We start from the raw sequence: 18,609 nt of genomic DNA on the forward strand, positions 1-18,609 counted from the left end.
ATTGCAGAAAGCCTGCAACGCCAAGTTATTCCCCGTGGACAAAGGCTTGTAGCCCGCCCGTGGCGAATTCAGAATGCGTGAAGTGCATTGAAAGACGCGCCTGTTCAGGCCAGCGGCACCAACCAGCCACGCAAGGTTTGAGGGTGCCTTGCCAGCCAGTCGCTCGCGGCTTCGTCAGCCGACTGTTCGCCACGATTGAAGGCATCGTCGAGCTCGGCAACGATGGCGTTCGACAGGCGAACATTGTCCAGCACCTGGATCTCGGCGGTCGTCAGCAGCGCCAGGCGATCCTCGCGCGCCAGCAGTACGGCGCGGTCGACGCTGCCGAGCAAACCCTTGGGGTCCTTGAGGTCGCGGATGTGATAGCGATGATGCAGGAACTGTGGATGCCACAGCGGGACGATGCCCCATCGCCGCTGGCGATACAGGGCCTCAAAGGCGTCAATGCAATCATCCTGGGTGCCTGTACGGAACAGGTACCCGGCGCGGCCCAAGCCGTACTCGTCCATGATTTTCAGCGAGAACCGGGTAATCCCGGCGCCTGGCCCGATGCCCTGGATCAGTGGGTTCATCCGGGCGCGGACTTGAGGTTTGAGCAGGTCCTCGATGGAGGCCACTTCGTGCTCGCTCACGTAGTCAGGCACCCCCCACAATGCATAGGGCTCGTAATGCAGGCCCAGTTCACGGGTAGGCGTCACCGCGTCGATCGTCTGCTTGTAGATCCCGTGGCTGAAAGGAATCCAGGCTGAGGCAATCATGTCGATCGTGCCTTCGCGCAGTCGCTTGAAGTTGTCTTCGTGCAGGGCATATTGGCGCTCCACGGTCAGGCCCATGTGTTGCATGACCTGCGCAACTACCGCTGCAGTAGCGCGGTGGAACGACAGGTCGGTGACGCCCAGCCGTATACGCCGTGAGCCGTTGGCGATGTTGGCCCGGGCGAAGTCTTGATGGGTCACGGGCAGTTTTTTACCCGGACGCCTTGGTGTGGTTTTACCCATGGTTGTGCCTTCACGATGATGAGCGGTGAGGGGGGCTGGTCCGTTGCCTAGTGCGTGGGTGCCGGCGCCGCGTCAATCTTCACCCGCAGCAGGCTGTAGGGTTTCTGGCGCAGATCCTTGCCTGCGTGAAAAATGCCCTGGCGATGCAACTGGTTGGCCATGAAATACAGATAGCCGTCGGGGCCGATCGACAGGGTGTCGGGCCAGAGCACACGCGGGTCGTGGACGATGGTCTGCCACTGCCCATTCGCCAGGCGTTTGCGCACGCTGTTGTGTTCATAGTCGCCGGCATAGAGGGCTCCGGAAGCGTCTGCCTCAAGCCCATCGGAGGCGCCTTTTTCGCCAAGGTCCTGGACTGCCATGTCGAGCCGCGTTTCGCTGACCGAAGGATCACGCAGGAGCGCGGTCGGTACCGAGTACAGATGGCGGCTGGACAGCGGGCAGAAGTACAAGGTCTGGCCGTCAGCCGACAGGGCGATGCCATCGGACGCTACTGCAAAGGGCCGGGTGCTGCCGTCGGCGTTGCGAACCTGCAAGACCTGGCCTTCGACCTTGGGTACGAAGGTCGGGTCTACGGAGGTCGAGGTGGCGCCACTGAGGCGGCGGATGGCGGTACCGCTGGCAATGTCCATGACGATGATCGCCCCGGGACCGCTGAGCGAGGAGTCGGTGATATAGATCACGCCTTCGTCCCCCACCCGAAAGTCAAAGCGCATGTCGTTGACGTAGGTGCTGGGCAGCATCACGTTTTTCGGGAAGACCAGGGTCTTGACCACTTTATTGCTGGCCAGGTCGACGGCCACCAGCTTGGCGCCGCCTGGTATTGGCGATGCGAAGCCGGGGGCGGCAGTATCCAGGATCCAGATACGCCCGCGACCATCGGCCACCACACTTTGCACGCTGATAAAACCCTTGGCCGGGTCGTTCGGGTTGGCCTGGTTCATCGCCAGGTCAGGATAGGGCACGACCTTGCCATCGCGCAGCTCCGCGACGGTAAACGGCACGGCATCGCCCCATCGTGGAAAGTTGACAAAAATCCGCCCGTTTTCGGCAACGCTGACGCCAGTGGGCATGGCGTCGTGGAAAGCGAACACCTGCTCGATGACGCCAACGGTTTGTTCACTGGGCAACGATGAGCGCTGGGCCGCATGGCTGTCGAGGGCAATCGTCAGGGCCAGGGCCGACCAGATAAAAGGGTGCTTGAGGTGCATGAAGAGCTCCAGGATCAGCAGGTAAGGGCGCGTTGTGGCCCATGGTGTGCGTTCCCGGCATGTGGAAAAAGCCACTAATGGCGCTAACAGTTTCATCGCAATCGAGAAAGTGCAGGTGTTGTTTGCCAGCCAACAGTCAATCAACAGTTTGCTGGTTTACGGGGCAGTGGAGTGTTCACGGGGCCATTGCGATGCAAGGATTCAAGGGGTTTTCAATCTTGGCGTGACTCCTGCAACGGCGCTTGCCTGGCTGTTTAACGCAAGACCGCGGAGCACGGACCACCGCACGCGCCTTCCAACGATAGGAGCAGTCCCTATGAGCGTGCATAAACTACGACCAGCGCAGGCTGTGAAATGGCCCGCCGAGTGGGTAGCGGGCCTGCCCGAGGCCCTGGAGCAATTGCAGCGCTGGGCCCAGGTCCTCCCGTTGCACTGCGCGTTGCGCCACAAGCGGCATGGCCGGTGGTATGCCTGGCGCTGGATCGATGCCCTGCGTGATGTGGAGCGCCTGGCCGATGGGCTGCGCCAGCACGGGTTTGGCGAGTATTCGCGGTTGGTGGTGAGCGGGCCCTTCGAGCCCAATCTGTTGCTGCTGGCCCTGGCGGCCCAGGCCATTGGCGGGCAGGTGTTGACGCTGTCTGACACCCTGCAACCCAGTGCGCTACACGGGCAAATCTGGCGGGTGCGCCCCAGCCATGCCTATGTCCCGGACCGTCAGCAGTTGCAGCATTGGCTCATGGTCGTCGGTAGCAGCGCCGCCCCGCAGGTGTTGATCAGCGATCAGCAAGTGCCTGGCAGCGAGGTAGTTGGCTTCGCCCGGCTGCTCGGCCCGGTGGAGGCGCTGCAACGCCTGAATCGTTGGTGGCAGCCCAGCGGCGAAACCGCGTTATGGAGCGAGGAGGGCACGCACTGGCAAGGTGGCCTTGCGGTGCTGTTCGAACAATGGCTCAACAGCGGCCAGGGCCTGGCTTTTGCGCAAAGTCCCGGCTCTGCCCGGCGTGACCGCAGCGAGGTGGCGCCCACCGGTTTGCTGTTGTCGCCGGCCAGGTTGCAGCACCTGGCTGACGAGATCCAAGGCAGCCTTGAGCCCCGCAGTACCTGGCGCCGGCGCTTGCACGACTGGGCCCTAGCCCACCCGCAGAGCGGCCTGCACCAGTTGATCAGAAACCAGCTGCGACGGCGCCTGGGTTTGCAGCGGTTGCAGTTTATCTGGCAGGCCTCCAGTGTGCGCCAAGGCGGTCAATGGCTGGATGAACTCAAACGCGATAGTGCATGATCGGGCAATGCGTCACACGGCGGCGTCCCAGGTGTTGGGCGCCAGGCAATTGGCATGATATTTATCCGGGCATACGGTAAGGGCGCATTTACATGAGTGAAACCGAACGCGGACAGGCGACAAAGGCCATCCGCAACGCCGATGTGCTGATCATCGGTGGGGGGCTGAGCGGCACGATGCTGGCCGTGCAGTTGCTGCGTTTGCCTGGCACCCGGCAGATTCTGGTGATCGAGCCGCGCCCGGAGCTTGGGCGCGGTGAAGCCTATAGCGCGGTGGAGCTGGGACACACCCTCAATGGCAACGCGGCGCGCATGAGCGTGGACCCGGACAACGCCGATGACTTGACCCAGTGGTTGACCGAGTACATCGCCGCCGGCGGCTGGCCAGAGTCGGACCAGCAACATGTGCCTGTGAGCGAGCTGTTCCCACCCCGGGGGATTTTTGGCCTGTACGCGCAGCAGCGCCTGGCGCAGGCCCGGGCGGGGTCGGCGTCGACGGTGGAGCATGTTCGCGCCGAGGTCGTCGACGTGCAGGTGGAGCCGGTGGGTGTGCGCCTGACCCTGGATGACGGCCAGCAATTGCGCGGCGCCCAGGCGGTACTGGCCACGGGGATGTTCCCCGCAGCGCGCACGCCACAAACCCAATCCAGCGGCTTGAATGCGGCGGCGGTTGACCCGTGGGATGTGCAGGCGATGACGCAACTGGACCCCCAGTCGACGGTGCTGATCATCGGCTCCGGCCTGACCATGGTCGATGCCGTGGTGTCCCTGGAGCAGGCCTGCCATCGCGGGCCGATCGAGATCTTTTCGCGCCATGGCCTGTTGCCCCATGTGCGCCGACAACCACCGGCCTGGGCGGATTTTCTCGCTGAAGATCACCGCCTGCGCAGCCCGCTGCAATTACTGCGGGCAGTGCGCCGTCAATGCCACAGCGCCCAGGCCCAGGGCATCGACTGGCAAGCGCCACTGGACACCGTGCGTGCCCATATCGGCCGTTTGTGGAGCCAGGCCAGCGAACGCCAGAAACGCCAGTTCGTGCGCCATGTGCGGCCATGGTGGGAGAGCCATCACCATCGCTCGCCACCCCTGAGTGCGGAGTTGGTGGCGCGGTTGCACGAGCAAGGGCGCCTGCGGATCCACGCTGCGTCGTTCCTGGGCCTGGAGCCCACAGTAAACGGCGTGGTGACCCTGCGCCTGCGCCGTCGGGGCGAACAGCACATCACCCACGTCAGTGGCGCGGCGTTGATCAACTCCAGCGGGATCGAATATGACTGGCGCCGCGTGGCCCGGCCTTTGCCCCGGCAACTGCTGGCACGCGGCTTGATCAAACCCGGGCCATTGGCGTTGGGGATTGCTGCGGATGCCTCGGGGGCGGTGCTGGACGCGCAGGGAGTGGCCAGTGAGCGACTCTTCGCCATGGGCCCACCGCTGCGTGGGATGTGGTGGGAGAGCACGGCCGTGACGGATGTGGCAATCCAGGCCAAGGCACTGGCATGTCGTTTAGGAGCCTCCGCTTACCACCTTTAGCTTCTTCAGGATTGCGATGCAGATGCACGCGTCCTGAAAAGCCGTCCCGACCGAAGAAAAAATCGTGGTCTCGCGTTGGTGAACGGCATACTGGCTGTTCAGCATTTGAGCAATGGATATTGAGTTTTGGTGATAATCCCCAGCCTCTTCAATTGCAGCTTTTCGATCCTCCACCATTAAGATCGCCCGGTGCAGAAGCTCCAACGGGAACTCACGCGACACCAGTGTGTGCTTGCCTATCGCGTTTATATGGGCGCCCTTTGCTACGTCGCAGGCAGAGAACAAGGGGGCTGCGCAAGTGGTCGCCGTGCAGATGATGTCGGCGCCTGAGACTGCCTGGCGCACGCTATGGTGGCTGATGTATTCAATCTCACGGACGAACCGGTTTTTTGCCTCAGCTATAAAACGCTCTGTACTTGCCTGGCTTGTAGAGCAGACGGCCACCTGCTTTACCTTTCTGACGCTCAACACAGCCTCAAATACCGCCATTGCCTGAGCACCTGCGCCGATGACGGCAACTTTTTTGGAGTGGGCCATTGCCAGCAAATCAGTCGCCAATCCTGCAGTGGCACCGGTGCGTAGAGCGGTTATGGCTGCTGCATCCATTTGGGCTTTTATCTGCCCTGTAGCGCCATCTTGTATAACAATCACTCCACCTATAGATGGTCGTCCATAGGCTTTGTTGAGCAAGTGATGAGATACAATCTTCACCATAAATAGATTGTGAGCGTGAGAGTAGTAGGGCATTACTCCAAACGTTGCATGTTTATCCTGGACTCTCACGATAGTTCGCGCAGGGTTGTTGTCGCTTGAACTGCTGTATGACCGATAGTTTTCACGGAGTACGTCAATTGCCTCTTCCATACTGAGGGTGTTTTTTATCAAAGACTCATCGAGGATTTTCATAGGCCACTCACCCCAAGGGTACTTGGTCGAGAGCAATCAGAAAGCTGCGCTCGTAGGATAAACATATTTGCCCGTTGGCCTTGAGCCCTTTTGTCCGGACCGTAACTATGCCTTGCCCGGGGCGACTGGCGGAGGGGCGTTTGTGGATGACTTCGCTTTCTGCATACAAGGTATCGCCAACAAAAACCGGGGCTATCAGACGGACATTATCCCAGCCCAAATTGGCAATTGCTTTCGCGCTCGTGCTCGCCAGGCTCATCCCGCCAACAATTGAAAAGGTCACCAGGCTCGATACCAGTATTTGCCCAAATTCGGTTTGTTTTGCATATTCTGCATTGATGTGGGTGGGGTGGTTATTCATACAGATTAACGACATCCAGACGTTATCCGCTTCTGTCACCGTGCGGCCTGGCCGGTGTTCAAATATGTCGCCAATGATAAAGTCTTCGAAGCCAAGCCCATGATCCTCACGATAGCGTCCGGGACCGACTTTGGTTAGTTTACTTAGTGCCTTGCTGCCGGGGAGCGATTGATTGATGTTCATGCTGGCTTCCTATTGGTTCTTGAGAGCGATTCGTTAATTGCCAAAAGCCTGCGGGCCATGATTTCGAAAGGAGGGCCGAGCATTTCCCCATCTAAGGTGGATATTGCTGTTATTGGTTCGGCTGCTTCGAGGCATTTGATAATGGCTCGTGCTTTTTTCAGTTCGATTGCCGTCGGGGTAAATAATCTATTTATCAGTTCTACCTGAGTTGGGTGAATGGCAATTTTCCCCGAATAGCCAAATTCTTTGGCCAGTTCGATTTCTGCTCTCAGCGCTTTTTCGTTGTTCAGTTTGAAACAGGGCGAGTCAATGACCATTAGCCCCATGCTGAGGGCAGCGATGGCTATATCGCACTTGATTTGGGTAAGTGCGCGCTCTGCGATTTTGAAATTGATCTCTGATGAGAGGTCAGCGCTACCTAAAATCAAGCCGCGCAGGCTTGTTCTTTCATTGATAATAGCGTCGATGCAACGCAATCCTTTTAACGTTTCGATGATTGCAAAGGTTTTTACTCGTTGGCCAGTAGCGCATGTCAATTCATTCAGGACTTTCAGTTCGCCGGCTGACTCTACTTTGGGGATGATTAAATATTCGGGGGTGATGTTGTGGTCCAACAAGAAAATCAGGTCTCTGATGCCTTCGGATTTGGTGAGTGTGTTAACTCTTATCGCTAGATTGCGTCGGTTGCGAATAGAGTGGTCCAATGCCAGCAGTTGCTCGCGTGCAAATTGCTTTTTGCACATGGGGACTGAGTCTTCCAAGTCCAGTAATACGATGTCGGCTTTAGATTCAATGATTTTCCGTTCTATATGCTTTTGGCTCGCGGGCATGCATAGCCAACTTCTAGTCAATGTGTCCATATCAAGCCTCTCTTTTCAGAATGAGAAGTGCCGTGACTACACCAAGTCCACCGAGGCATGCCGTGAGCAGTGCCACAGTTTGAATACCGTAAGGGATAAAAAAAGTCGCAAGAGCGCCAAATGTTAATGCTACCAATTGTTGTAGGAAGCTAAATAGCATCATTGGGTTGGCGCCGGGTAACCCGTTTACTGCCATGGCTGCTGTACATGGGTAGAGCGTCGCCTGGGCGTACCAAATAACCAAGTAGCCGCCAATAACCAAGTGGATTGACATGTTTTGCCAGGCGGCCAAAAACAACACGCTGCTCGAGGCGACTAATAGGCAGGCGCCAAAAATTGATAATTGGCAAACACTGACAGCACTCAAGGCTCGCCTTACAGTGAATGCACCTAAGTAATAGGCCAGCCCCAGCCACAAACCGAAGGTGCCATAGTCGGCGCTATTCCAGCGGAAGTTGGAATGAAATACGTACGCTCCGATACCTTGATAGACAATAAAAATCCCATAGCCGCAGCCTCCTAAAATGACGGGTAGATAGAAGCTGGGCTGGGTTGCAATGGCATAGTATTTCGGCGTTAATGCGGATTCTTTTACTAGTGTGTCCAGTTTGTAAAGGTGGCTGCGTATGTTAAGCGCTAGTGCGCTGATAAGTATCACTGCGATGATCATTAGGCATGGCAGCGCAATCCAGTTAAGGCTTGACACCAGGAAGCCGCCCACTACTTGCCCGCCGATAAGTGCAAGAATAAATGAATAGGATAATACAGACAGGTTTTTCGCAAGGGCCGCCCCTGATGAGATGTCCGTTAACAGTGCCCGGCCGATCAGAGCACCTCCACCAGCACCTAAACCTTGCGTGAATCGGGAGAAAAAGAATGCCTCGGGGCCAAAACTGAATAAAGATAGTGCGCTACCTATGAGTAAGATTGCGCAGCAAACGAGAACTGCAGTGTAGCGCCCGAAACTGCTAATGAGGCGTGACATAAAAGCTATCGGTAGTACAGCGCCACCCAAATAAAATAGTAGGATTTTATAACCCTTTGCTTCTTCTATATTTAGTTGCGGGGCGAGTTGGGTTGTTGCAGGTATATACAGTGTTACACCAAGCTGGGCGATTATGGTCGTGCAACATGCGAGAAGGAGTACCCGCTGGGTGGATGATGACATGTAAATTCCCTTTATTACGACGTCCTAAGGTACGGGGTTGCATCTACAGCATTGAGTTTACCGCTGTGCAAAACTGTTTTAAGTCGTCTGAGGCCAGGTTTGCCCTGAGCATGACGCGCAGGCCTGGAGTTGATCTGGGAACGACAGGATAAAATAACGGTGAGGTATAAAACCCAAGCTTCATGAGTTTTGTCGCAGTGGTGATTGCATGTTGCTCATCACTCATGGGAATCAACCTGATAGGTAATCCATCTCCTGCCAAGGTGGTCTTGATGTGTGTGTCGAACAGTTGGATATTGGTCGTCAATTTGTTTTGCAGGCGTTGCAGTTCTGTGGATTTATGTATTTTTGCGGACGCGATGATTGCACCTAAGCCAGCTGTGTTGATTCGTTGGGACCAAGAGAGAGGGCCGCCAAATCGCAATAAGGCTGATTTGCTAATCGACGCATCAAAGAAGATCGCCCCGCCAGATGCACCAAAGCCCTTGTTCAATGATGCAATTATCATGGTATTGCTGTTGAGTGCGCCCATTGTATTGAGAACTAATCCGCAGCCATTTACGCCCTGTGCCGACAGGCCATGAGCTTCGTCATACAGAACAAATAAGCCGTACTTGTCTTGCAGGGTCATTAGTTCCGATATATTGGCGCATCCTCCCGTGCTATAGACGCCATCCGCGATGTAAGCAACCCGTTGCTTTTGCTTGCAGCAGTCTTCCAGGAAGTTCAAGTCATTGTGCGGTGCTGTCATGACTTCGGATTCATCTGCACAAACGGCCTTCATCAAGCTCAAGCAGAAGTGTGCGGATTGGTCAAAGACCATTAGCGGCGGGATATTTTGTGTAAATACACCTGCAGCAAGTAAAGGAAGCATTGCTGCGGCGGCTGAAGCGCATGAGACCGTCGTCAGCACCTCGACGGAAAACAGATCTGATAGTGCAAGTTCTGCCTCTTCCAATAGAGGTAAACAAATTCGAACGCGGGAAGTGGAGGAGTTTAAGGTTTGCGACGAGTCTAGTGCAGTTATTGCGCCCTTCAAGATTTCGATATTGGAGTCCAGACCAAGGTAGGAGTAAGAGCACATGTTTATGAATTTGTGGTCATCGACTTGCATGAAACCGTCACCGAGGTTATCGGCGACAATTGCGCTCATTCGGGCTTCTTGTGTTCGACTCCAAAATAAATCACCGCCGGCCAGCATTTTTTTGATGTTTGAATAACGATTCATATTGCGCACCTGTCGCCCAAGGCAAAACGGATGACCATACTTTTCTAAGGAGTATTTTTTTACAATATGTTATGAGGCGGTAATTTTCCTGTATTTGCGTAGGCAAATTCCTCAAATGTTTTTCCGGCACCGTGCACAGGGCTTCACAAGCCCGTTTTGATAAACCCAGGCTTGAGCCCGAACACTTCCACCCCTTGGGCTGTCGATTGTCCCGTGGTGATTTTCACCCGCTCCACCGGCTGGTTCATGGCAGCCCGATATTGCACCGAAAGTCCGTCGTCCCCCTGGCTGATCGCCTGGGCCGGCACGATGATCGCCTGGGCATTGTTGTAGGTCACGATGGTCAGGCGTGCGCTCATGCCCAGGCGGACCCTTTGCAGCTGTTTCTCAGTCAGTTTGGGTATGGACAAGGTCACCGGGAATTGCGCACTGCCCTGGCTGTCATTGGCGATCGCCAGGCCGCTGACCACGCTGACTGAGCCGCTCAGGCGCTCGCCATCAAACCCGTCGCCCATGACTTCCACCGGCTGGCCCTGATGCAGCTGGTTGATATCCAGTTCCGAGACTTTGGCAACGATTTTCAGGCGTTCGATATTGGCCAACCCGAACAGCACCTGGCCCTGGCTCACCTTGCTCCCCGCCTGTACCGGCGCGTTGTTGCTGGCGCCGCCTTGGGGGGTGGAGCTGCCCGGTGGGGGCACGACGATCCCGGAAAACGGCGCCTTGAGCTCCTGGCCGTCGAGCAGTTTGCGCAGGGCTTCGTACTTGACCGTGGCATTGGTCAGCTCCATATCCGCAATCTGGCGGTACTCGCCCTTGCCCTGTTCGAGGGCCGTTTGCAGTTCACTGCGCGCGGCGATCAGATCCAACTGTTGCTGTTGGGCCTGTTGCTTGAGGTCGTCCAGTTCGTTGCGCGGGATGATGCCGCGCTTGAACAGGCTGTCGCTTTCAACCAGTTTGCGCTGGGTGTTGTCGGCACTCATTTGCGAGGTGCGCAGGCTGCGCCGGGCGCGGCTGACGGTGGGGCCGCTGACCCAGTCCTGCATTTCCTGCACGGTACGCCGGGCCTTGAGCTGCGCGGAGAGCGCTTCGCGCAGTTGTACTTCCAGGGTGGCCGGGTCCATGCGCAACAGGACCTGGCCGGTTTCGACCCGCTGACCCTCTTGCACCAGGTTGGCTTGCACGTTGCCATCAAAGGGCGCGGTCAGGATGACGGTGGCTTCCGGTTCGATCTTGCCGACTAGGCCGATCTGATGCACCAGGACGTCGCTCTTGACCTCCTGCCATTGCTCGGCCGTAGCGGTCTGGTTGGCGGCGGGCGTTGTGCGACTCAGCAGTACGAATCCGCCCGCGCCCAGCAGTATCAACAGTCCAGCGCCCAGCAGGGCTTTTCTAGTAGTCATTAAGGGCAATTTCCCAACTTTCCAAGGTCATGCCCAGCGTCAGGTCGAGCTGGGTCTGCGCATTGAGGTAAGCAATCAGGGCGTTGAGACGGGCGTTCTCGGCGTTGCGCAAGTCCGCTTCGAAGCTCAGCACCTGGAAGTTGGTGGAGCGCCCGGCGGCGAGTTTGTCGCGCTCGATCTCGATCTTGCGCCGGGACAGGTCCACGGCCCGCTGGGCAATTTCATACTGGCGCCAGCGGGTGCCAAGGTCGCGTACCACGTTATTGACGCTGCGCTCCAGTTCCTGGCGCGCGTCGGTGATCAGGATCGCCTGGTTTTCCACATCGACCCGTGCGCGGACTTCGGCCTGGCGGGTACTGATATCGCCGATGGGAATGCGCACCTGGACCCCGGCGTAACTGTCCCAGCGGCGGTTGCTGGTGCTGCCGGCGTCGTTGTCCGTGTTGGCCCGGATCTGATTGGCGCCGCCCACCAGGTCGACCTGCCAGCGCCCGGAATCCTTGGCCAGTACCAGGTTGAGGTCGGCCTGTTGGCTGCCCAGCAACGCCTGGAGATATTCGGGCTGCTGGTTTTGCGCGAGGTTGAAGGCCTCGCGCTTGTCGATATCCATGCGGGTGGCTTCCAGGGCTTCGGTGGCACGGATCGGGGTCGCCAGGTCCAGGGCCAGCAGGCGCAGTAACGCCAGGCGGCTCATGTCCAGCTGGTTCTGGGCTTCCTCGACCCCCAGTTGCTGGGAGGCGATGTCGGCCTCGGTCTGCACGATTTCGAACTCGGCCATGCGCCCGGCATTGATCAGTGCCTTGTTTACGTCCAGCAGGGTGTTGGAGCGCTTGAGCGCTTCCTGGGTGATGCTCAGTTGCTCCTGGGCACGCAGCAAGTCGCGGTAGGTGGCGATGATCTGGCTGATGGTCTGTGCGACGTTGGCCTTGAGGTTCAGGCGGTTGGCCTGCTCGGACAGGCGTGACAGGCGCAGCGGGGCGGTGGTGGCGTCCCAGCCGGCGCCGCGCATCAGCGGCTGGATGATGGCCAGGTCCAGGCCATCGCTGCGGTAGCGTCCGGCGCGGTTGGCGTTGTTCAGTTGCTGGGTCCAGCCCATGCTCAGGCGGGTGCCGTACTCGCCGAGCAAGCTGGTGGTAGGTGACAGGTTGGCATTGCGGGCGCGGTCGTCGCTGCCTTGGGTGGTGCGGTAGGTACTGTTGAGCACCAGCTTGGGGTTGAAGGCATCTTCGGCCACCCGCAGGTCGAACTTCTGCGCCACCCGTTGCAGGTACGCGCTGCGAATCGCCGGGTTGTTGCGCAGGCCCAGGTACACCGCGTCGCCCAGGGTCAGGGTAGTGAGCTGGGCATTGAGCGAGACACTGCGCTCATAGCCGCTGCGCGTGGTGGTCGGCGCTGAAGGGCGGATCACGATATCGGCGGCCACGCAGGGCAGGCTCACCAGGGCCATCAGCCACAACAAGGGCTTATTCATCGCGCAGGGCCTCCACCGGCTGCAAGCGTGACGCCGAAACGGCCGGGTAGATCCCAAAAAACAACCCCACCAGCAACGTACTGCCCACTCCCAGGGGCAGCGCCAACACGGCCAGGGAAAACTGCCAGCCCGACAGCCAGGCGTATAGATAGGCTGCCCCCATGCCCAGTACCGCGCCACACAGTGCGCCGACGGCGGTGAGGGTGACGGCTTCGAGCAGGAACAGGTTGCGGATGTCGCGCTGGCGAGCGCCAAGGGCCATGCGGATGCCGATTTCCCGGCGGCGTTCCGAGACATTCATCAGCATCACATTCATCACGCCGACCCCGCCGCCCACCAGGGAGATGGCGCCCAAGGCCAGCAGCAGATAGGCGAATGTGCGGCTTTGCCGGGTCATGCCGTCGATCATTTGCTGGGGGATCTGGATCTCGACGGTGTGCTCCGTGAGTTGCGCGCCCAAGGCCTTGGTGGCGCCTGCCGCGATGCGCTCCATGTCCTGGCCGGCTGCAGCGCGCAGGACCACGCTGCCGACCTGGGGTGAGGAATAGATGCGCAGCATGCCTGGGGCAGGGATGAACAGTGACTCGTTGGTTTGCACCGGGATCAGCATCGACCGTGGCTGGTTCTGCAGGATGCCGATGATGAGGAACAGATAGTCGTTGACCCGCACCCGGTCGCCCAGGCGCAACGGGTCACCGGGCACGCTTAACGCCTGGGCGATCTGGTCGCCGATCACCGCGAAGGTTTCGCCGCTGTCGAATTCGGACAGGAAGCGCCCTTCACGCAGCACCAGGCGCATGGCGTCCTTGAGACCTGGGGTGCTACCAACCAAGCCGGCGTTGGTGGTGCGGCCATGAAAGACGACCGGCCCGCTGAACGAGGAAATCGCGCCGATGTGGGCGATGCCCGGCACCGCCTCGCGTACGGCTTGCAGATTGAGGCGGGTGGGCATATGCGCGGTGCTGTTGCCCTTGGGTGGGAACTGCGCCACCAGGGTGTCGGTGCCCATGTCCTTGAAAATCATCGCCGCATCTTCGGCGGCGTTATGCCCGATATTGATCAGCGCGACCACCGATGAACTGCCGATGACGATCCCCAGCAAGGCCAGGATCGAGCGCTTGCCCAGGGTTCGCAGGCTGACAAATGCTTCATGCAACAACTGGCTCAGGCTCTGTTCGACCCGCAGGCTCATACGCATTCAGCCTCATGGACCACGCCGTTGCGCACCAGGATCTGGCGCCTCAGGCGTGCGGCGATATGCGCGTCGTGGGTGACGATGATCAAGGTGACACCCTGCTCGCGGTTCAGGGCCAGCAGCAGGTCCATGATGTCCTGAGCGGTGTGGCTGTCGAGGTTGCCGGTGGGTTCGTCAGCCAGAATCACCGCCGGTGCGCCCACCAGCGCCCGGGCAATGGCCACCCGCTGGCGCTGGCCGCCGGACAGGTCGGCGGGGCGGTGGTGGGCCCGTTCGGCCAGGCCTACCTGCTCAAGCATATGCAGGGCCCGCGCCACCGATTCCTGGCGCGACACGCCGCGATAGGCCAGGGGCAGGGCGACGTTGTCCAGGGCGCTGAGGCGCGGCAGCAGGTTGAAGCTCTGGAACACAAAGCCGATCTGTTGGTTGCGGATCGCGGCCAGTTGATCTGGCGTTGCGTGGAAAATGTCATGGTCGGCGAAGCGATAGGCGCCGCAGTCGGGCAGGTCCAGCAGGCCGAGGATATTGAGCAGGGTGCTTTTGCCGGAGCCCGAAGCGCCGAGGATGCCGCAGCTGTCTCCACGGGCGATGGACAGGCTGACATCATTGAGAATGGCCAGGTGCTGTCCGGCCAATTGATAGCTTTTACCGATGCCTTGCAGGGAAATAAAGCCTGGGAGCGTTGGGGTATCTGTCATCATGACTACGCCTTGCGCTGCGGCAATCCGACCTGCTCCTGAAAATTTTTGTAACATCTTCAGGGCCTGCGTGGCAGCTGCCAACAGCTGGTTTTTATTCTTGTTTTAAAAATATTGTTTGAATAGTAACCGTGATCCAGCGGCTTCGCCAGCCACAGAGATAGAGCGGTTTTTCTGTTGGTAGAGCCGATACCGGTGGCTTGAAAACGCCCGGGCCAACCCTTGGCAAACCGTTGCGAGGGTAACCATCAGTGCGTTTGGATAGTATGGTGCAGTGTCACTACTTGCTTTCGAGCACCCGCCCCGGTATAAAAAATCAAATTTTTTTTTAAAACATATTTCCCCCGTGGAACTTATATGGTCGCGAAGAAACTCAGCGCTCCAAATGTAACCAAGACTCGACTGCTGGATGCGACAGAGGCTCTCTTCATCAAATACGGCTACGACGCCGTGTTATTGCGGCAAATCACTGAGAAGGCTCAGGTCAACCTCGCCGCGGTAAATTATCATTTCGGGGACAAGGACTCCCTGATGAAAACATTACTCATGCAACGCCTGGAGCCGCTCAACGAGCAGCGCCTGGAATTGCTTGCCCGCTGCGAGGCAGAGTCTGACGGCCCGCTCGATTGCGATACCTTGCTCGGCGTGCTGTTCGCCCCGGCCATGGGCCTGGAGCGCAGTGATCCGGCCAGCGGCGAAGGGCGCTCTTTCATCCGCTTCCTTGGCCGGGTCTATAGCGATACGTCGCCGTTTATCCAGGAATACCTCAAGGTCCACTACCAGCCGGTGTTCCAGCGCTTCTTTGAAGCCTTCGCCCTGGCACTGCCCGACCTGCCGCGCAATGAGCTGGGGGTGCGCCTGCAATTTGCCTTGAAGGCGATTTCCGGGGTGATGGCCGGCACCGAACTGCGCCTGCTGATGAACTCCATGAGCCTGGGGCGCCCGGCTACGGATGCGGAGGTGATGGCCAAGCTGATTACGCTAGTCTCGGCGGCCATTCGTGTACCGCAGCAAAGCCCGGAAGCCGAAACGGCGCTGGCGCGGGTGCTTGATACCCAGCGGGCGATTCGCGGCCAGTCTGCGCTGCCGGCAACGGGCAAAGTCGCGCGCTGATCAAATGGCGCGCAAAAAAAAGCCCGCTGGGGCGGCGGGCTTGATATGCAACGTTTGTAACGGATGAGGCTTCACAGTACGTCTGCGGATGTGAATAAAACGTGAAAAAAATGTGGATCCAATATTAATTCACAACGTTTTTTCAGATCTTCCACGCCTTGGCGCTTTTCGCCAACCGGGCGTGCATCGCGTCGACATTTGCCGCCAGTTGCGCGGTCAATAACCGATAGCCATCCAACGCGCTGTGCACTGGAGCCTCCAGGGGGGCTTGAGGATCAGGCGCAGCAAGGCTGGTTCGTTCCAAGCGTTGCGTGGCTCCGGATTGTAGGGCTCGCGCCATCCCGATCAACTGCACGCGAATCTGCCGATGCTCGGCCTTGAGTGCCAGCTGCAAGCGCGCCATCGCCTGTTCATCCCGTGGATCGGGGCGCGTATTGCCGAGGATTTCCAGGGTGCTGATGCACATCCGCAGGTGGCGTTGGATCGCATCCAGCTCGGTCATGGAAATCCGCACCTCCTTGGACACCGAGGGCATCAGCGAACGCAGTTGCAACATTGCCGCATTCAAACGATTGAGCAGCTTGAGATGCTCATCATCGGTAACCGATTGGCCACTGATGATCCGGCTGTAGATCGCGGCGCAATCGCGCAGGGCGCTGGCCAGGTTGTAGCGCCAGGAATACACCGCATACAGCGGCAGGGCGAAGGAAAACGCCAGGGCCAGGGCAATGCCGATCAAAATGTCGACCGTACGCCACAGGCCATCGGACAGCGGGTTATCCCCGTGGCCGGCGACGATAAATACCGTGATCCCCGATAGCAACGCGGTGTACCCACCCTTGCCGATGGCGTGATAGGAAAAGAAGCCACACACCACCGACATCAACAGGTACGTCAACAATGGCTGGCCGAAGTACGCCTGTTGCGCTACCAGCAACAGGCCCACACTGGCACCGATCAGCGTGCCGTAGGCCCGTTCCACGGCTTTCTTGCCGATATTGCCGTGGTGCTGCAAGCCGCCAATCACCACCAGCATGGTCACCGAGGCCCATTCACCATGGGGCAGATTGATACCGGTGGTCAGCAGGATGGTCGCGAGCAGGCCGATGGAAACCCGTACGGCGTGGATCAGTTTGGCATGGCGATAGCGGCGATACGGGTCGAGCAGGGGCCGCAACAGGCGGCGGGCGAAGGGCGGCAGATTCATCGGGCTTAAGCAGGCCTCATCTTTAGATGTTATGCGGTCCAATGTGGGAGCTGGCTTGCCTGCGATAGCATCACCCCGGAGCAACTGATACACCGAGGCGCCTGCATCGCGGGCAAGCCCGCTCCGACATGGGAGCAGTTTAGAAAATATAGTCGGTGGTCAAGAAGCTCGACGCCCGGTCGCGAATGATATCGCTGATCAGTGCTTTGTTGTTGTCCTGGAACTTGGTTGCCACCAGGGTGCGAATCGAGAACACCCGCAGGGCGTCATGCACCGACAGCGTGCCCTCGGCCGAATTCTTGCGGCCATTGAACGGGAACGTGTCGGGGCCGCGCTGGCATTGGGCGTTGATATTGATCCGGCCCACCTGGTTGGCGAAGGTGTCCACCAGGCGCCCGACGTGTGCCGGGTCGGTGCCGAAGATACTCAGCTGTTGGCCGAAATCCGATTCCAGGACGTAGTCGATCACCGTGTCCAGGTCGCGGTAGGGCACGATCGGTACCACCGGGCCGAACTGCTCCTCGTGATACACGCGCATCTGCGGGTTCACCGGGTACAGCACCGCCGGGTAGAAGAACGAGCCACGGCTGGCACCGCCGTTGGCGTTCACCACCTTGGCCCCGTGTTGCACGGCATCGGCCACCAGGCCGTTGAGATAATCCACCTTGCCCACTTCCGGCAGCGGCGTCAGTGAGACGCCGTCCTCCCATGGCATGCCCGGCTTGAGGGTGGCGAGTTTCTGGTTGAATTTCTCGATGAAGCGCTCGACCACTGACTCATGCACAAACAGGATTTTCAACGCGGTGCAGCGCTGGCCGTTGAAAGACAGCGAACCGGTGAGCGCTTCGTTGACCGCGTTATCCAGGTCGACCTCTGGCAACACGATGCCGGGGTTTTTCGCATCCAACCCCAGGGCTGCACGCAGGCGATGGGGGCGCGGGTGCAGCTTCTTCAAATCACTGGCCGCCTTGTTGGTGCCGATAAACGCAAAGATATCCACCTTGCCGCTGGCCATCAGCGCACTGACGGTTTCCCGCCCGCTGCCGTAGATCACATTGATGACCCCGGCCGGGAAACTGTCGCGGAACGCTTCCAGTAACGGGCGGATCAATAGCACGCCGAGCTTGGCCGGCTTGAACACCACGGTGTTGCCCATGATCAGCGCCGGGATCAGCGTGGTGAAGGTTTCATTGAGCGGGTAGTTGTAAGGGCCCATGCACAGCGCCACGCCCATGGGCACGCGGCGGATCTGCCCCAGGGTGTCCTGTTCCAGCTCGAAGCGGCTGGAACGGCGGTCCAGCTCCTTGAGGGCGTTGATGGTGTCGGTGATGTAGTCACAGGTGCGGTCGAACTCTTTCTGTGAATCCTTGAGGTTCTTGCCGATTTCCCACATCAGTAGTTTCACCACGGCATCGCGCTGTTCGCGCATGCGCCGCAAAAACGCCTCGACATGCTGGATCCGCTCGACCACCCGCATCGTAGGCCATTGACCCTGGCCACGATCATAGGCCCGCACTGCGGCGTCGAGGGCGAGCAGGGCGGTTTCGGCGTCCAGCAAGGGCGTGCTGCCGATAATCACTGGCGTGTCGCCGTCAGCGCCCGCCAACTGGACCGGGCTGCGCACCTGGGCCAAGGGACCGTTCCAGATGCGCAACTGGCCGTCGACCAGGTAGTCGCGCTGTTCGATGGGGGCGGCGAGGCGAAATTGCTCGGGAATGTCATTGGCGGTGGGAAACAGATTGGCAAGCAGGTGATTGGTGGTCATGTCGCTACCCCTGGAGTGGTTGCACAGCTTGAGTCAGAGA

16 protein-coding genes are annotated in these 18,609 nt (G+C 58.9%); 3 read left to right on the forward strand and 13 right to left on the reverse strand.

The genetic code is table 11. The annotated features are described in order from the left end of the window. Positions 1-104: 104 nt before the first annotated feature. Complete coding sequence (locus tag HBO12_RS01665; RefSeq protein WP_170041244.1) at positions 105-998, reverse strand: glycine betaine ABC transporter substrate-binding protein; 894 nt, start codon at positions 996-998, stop codon at positions 105-107. 47 nt (positions 999-1,045) lie between these two features. Beyond that, positions 1,046-2,209, reverse strand: coding sequence for an L-dopachrome tautomerase-related protein (locus HBO12_RS01670; RefSeq protein ID WP_170041245.1), 1,164 nt, complete (start codon positions 2,207-2,209; stop codon positions 1,046-1,048). Between the two features lie 316 nt (positions 2,210-2,525). Between HBO12_RS01670 and HBO12_RS01675 the strand changes: the two genes are divergently transcribed. Together HBO12_RS01675 and HBO12_RS01680 are read left to right on the forward strand one after the other, a co-directional pair. Next, entirely contained in the window at positions 2,526-3,485 is a 960-nt protein-coding gene (locus HBO12_RS01675) for an AMP-binding protein (protein WP_170041246.1), read from the forward strand. A gap of 92 nt (positions 3,486-3,577) precedes the next feature. Beyond that, the gene (locus tag HBO12_RS01680; protein ID WP_170041247.1) at positions 3,578-5,011 is read left to right on the forward strand and encodes an FAD/NAD(P)-binding protein; all 1,434 of its coding nucleotides are present in this window, start codon (positions 3,578-3,580) and stop codon (positions 5,009-5,011) included. Here HBO12_RS01680 and HBO12_RS01685 read toward each other — a convergent pair. The 9 genes from HBO12_RS01685 to HBO12_RS01725 all read right to left on the reverse strand — a co-directional run bounded on the left by HBO12_RS01685 (position 4,985) and on the right by HBO12_RS01725 (position 14,487). Continuing rightward, positions 4,985-5,917, reverse strand: coding sequence for an ornithine cyclodeaminase family protein (locus tag HBO12_RS01685; protein ID WP_170041248.1), 933 nt, complete (start codon positions 5,915-5,917; stop codon positions 4,985-4,987). The two genes, HBO12_RS01680 and HBO12_RS01685, sit on opposite strands and share 27 nt — an antisense overlap. Before the next feature lie 7 nt (positions 5,918-5,924). Beyond that, positions 5,925-6,461 carry a MaoC family dehydratase gene (locus tag HBO12_RS01690; RefSeq protein WP_169953048.1) on the reverse strand — a complete coding sequence of 179 codons (537 nt, stop codon included), beginning with the start codon at positions 6,459-6,461 and terminating at the stop codon, positions 5,925-5,927. Next, positions 6,458-7,321, reverse strand: coding sequence for an HpcH/HpaI aldolase/citrate lyase family protein (locus HBO12_RS01695; RefSeq protein WP_170041249.1), 864 nt, complete (start codon positions 7,319-7,321; stop codon positions 6,458-6,460). Before HBO12_RS01695 ends, HBO12_RS01690 begins: the two co-directional genes overlap by 4 nt. 1 nt (position 7,322) lies before the next feature. Next, positions 7,323-8,489, reverse strand: coding sequence for an MFS transporter (locus HBO12_RS01700; RefSeq protein ID WP_170041250.1), 1,167 nt, complete (start codon positions 8,487-8,489; stop codon positions 7,323-7,325). Positions 8,490-8,532: 43 nt separating this feature from the next. Continuing rightward, the gene (locus tag HBO12_RS01705; protein ID WP_170041251.1) at positions 8,533-9,717 is read right to left on the reverse strand and encodes an aminotransferase class I/II-fold pyridoxal phosphate-dependent enzyme; all 1,185 of its coding nucleotides are present in this window, start codon (positions 9,715-9,717) and stop codon (positions 8,533-8,535) included. Positions 9,718-9,860: 143 nt separating this feature from the next. Further along, positions 9,861-11,120, reverse strand: a complete 1,260-nt coding sequence (locus HBO12_RS01710; protein ID WP_170041252.1) for an efflux RND transporter periplasmic adaptor subunit — start codon at positions 11,118-11,120, stop codon at positions 9,861-9,863. Beyond that, positions 11,110-12,591: a TolC family protein gene (locus tag HBO12_RS01715; RefSeq protein ID WP_170041253.1), complete on the reverse strand. Its 1,482-nt coding sequence runs from the start codon at positions 12,589-12,591 to the stop codon at positions 11,110-11,112. Before HBO12_RS01715 ends, HBO12_RS01710 begins: the two co-directional genes overlap by 11 nt. Further along, positions 12,584-13,783, reverse strand: a complete 1,200-nt coding sequence (locus tag HBO12_RS01720) for an ABC transporter permease (RefSeq protein ID WP_170041604.1) — start codon at positions 13,781-13,783, stop codon at positions 12,584-12,586. The genes HBO12_RS01715 and HBO12_RS01720 overlap by 8 nt, the downstream gene beginning before the upstream one ends. Continuing rightward, positions 13,780-14,487 (reverse strand): ABC transporter ATP-binding protein, encoded by a 708-nt coding sequence (locus HBO12_RS01725; protein ID WP_169953061.1) that lies wholly within the window; start codon positions 14,485-14,487, stop codon positions 13,780-13,782. The genes HBO12_RS01720 and HBO12_RS01725 overlap by 4 nt, the downstream gene beginning before the upstream one ends. A 354-nt stretch (positions 14,488-14,841) precedes the next feature. Between HBO12_RS01725 and HBO12_RS01730 the strand changes: the two genes are divergently transcribed. Continuing rightward, positions 14,842-15,597, forward strand: coding sequence for a TetR/AcrR family transcriptional regulator (locus HBO12_RS01730; RefSeq protein WP_057445041.1), 756 nt, complete (start codon positions 14,842-14,844; stop codon positions 15,595-15,597). 142 nt (positions 15,598-15,739) lie between these two features. Here the strand turns inward: HBO12_RS01730 and HBO12_RS01735 are convergent, their stop codons facing one another. Then, complete coding sequence (locus tag HBO12_RS01735; RefSeq protein WP_170041254.1) at positions 15,740-16,804, reverse strand: FUSC family protein; 1,065 nt, start codon at positions 16,802-16,804, stop codon at positions 15,740-15,742. A 139-nt stretch (positions 16,805-16,943) separates the two neighbouring features. Continuing rightward, positions 16,944-18,569, reverse strand: a complete 1,626-nt coding sequence (locus HBO12_RS01740) for an NADP-dependent glyceraldehyde-3-phosphate dehydrogenase (protein WP_170041255.1) — start codon at positions 18,567-18,569, stop codon at positions 16,944-16,946. Positions 18,570-18,609 lie beyond the last annotated feature (40 nt).

It is taken from the genome of Pseudomonas sp. WS 5059 (assembly GCF_012985525.1).
In the GTDB taxonomy this organism is placed as follows: domain Bacteria; phylum Pseudomonadota; class Gammaproteobacteria; order Pseudomonadales; family Pseudomonadaceae; genus Aquipseudomonas.

What these genes read in the sequence shown, in the direction of transcription:
- HBO12_RS01665 (WP_170041244.1), bottom strand. Translation starts at nt 998, where the DNA reads ATGGGTAAAACCACACCAAGGCGTCCGGGTAAAAAACTGCCCGTGACC.
- HBO12_RS01670 (WP_170041245.1), bottom strand. Translation starts at nt 2,209, where the DNA reads ATGCACCTCAAGCACCCTTTTATCTGGTCGGCCCTGGCCCTGACGATT.
- HBO12_RS01675 (WP_170041246.1), top strand. Translation starts at nt 2,526, where the DNA reads ATGAGCGTGCATAAACTACGACCAGCGCAGGCTGTGAAATGGCCCGCC.
- HBO12_RS01680 (WP_170041247.1), top strand. Translation starts at nt 3,578, where the DNA reads ATGAGTGAAACCGAACGCGGACAGGCGACAAAGGCCATCCGCAACGCC.
- HBO12_RS01685 (WP_170041248.1), bottom strand. Translation starts at nt 5,917, where the DNA reads ATGAAAATCCTCGATGAGTCTTTGATAAAAAACACCCTCAGTATGGAA.
- HBO12_RS01690 (WP_169953048.1), bottom strand. Translation starts at nt 6,461, where the DNA reads ATGAACATCAATCAATCGCTCCCCGGCAGCAAGGCACTAAGTAAACTA.
- HBO12_RS01695 (WP_170041249.1), bottom strand. Translation starts at nt 7,321, where the DNA reads ATGGACACATTGACTAGAAGTTGGCTATGCATGCCCGCGAGCCAAAAG.
- HBO12_RS01700 (WP_170041250.1), bottom strand. Translation starts at nt 8,489, where the DNA reads ATGTCATCATCCACCCAGCGGGTACTCCTTCTCGCATGTTGCACGACC.
- HBO12_RS01705 (WP_170041251.1), bottom strand. Translation starts at nt 9,717, where the DNA reads ATGAATCGTTATTCAAACATCAAAAAAATGCTGGCCGGCGGTGATTTA.
- HBO12_RS01710 (WP_170041252.1), bottom strand. Translation starts at nt 11,120, where the DNA reads ATGACTACTAGAAAAGCCCTGCTGGGCGCTGGACTGTTGATACTGCTG.
- HBO12_RS01715 (WP_170041253.1), bottom strand. Translation starts at nt 12,591, where the DNA reads ATGAATAAGCCCTTGTTGTGGCTGATGGCCCTGGTGAGCCTGCCCTGC.
- HBO12_RS01720 (WP_170041604.1), bottom strand. Translation starts at nt 13,783, where the DNA reads ATGAGCCTGCGGGTCGAACAGAGCCTGAGCCAGTTGTTGCATGAAGCA.
- HBO12_RS01725 (WP_169953061.1), bottom strand. Translation starts at nt 14,487, where the DNA reads ATGATGACAGATACCCCAACGCTCCCAGGCTTTATTTCCCTGCAAGGC.
- HBO12_RS01730 (WP_057445041.1), top strand. Translation starts at nt 14,842, where the DNA reads ATGGTCGCGAAGAAACTCAGCGCTCCAAATGTAACCAAGACTCGACTG.
- HBO12_RS01735 (WP_170041254.1), bottom strand. Translation starts at nt 16,804, where the DNA reads ATGAATCTGCCGCCCTTCGCCCGCCGCCTGTTGCGGCCCCTGCTCGAC.
- HBO12_RS01740 (WP_170041255.1), bottom strand. Translation starts at nt 18,569, where the DNA reads ATGACCACCAATCACCTGCTTGCCAATCTGTTTCCCACCGCCAATGAC.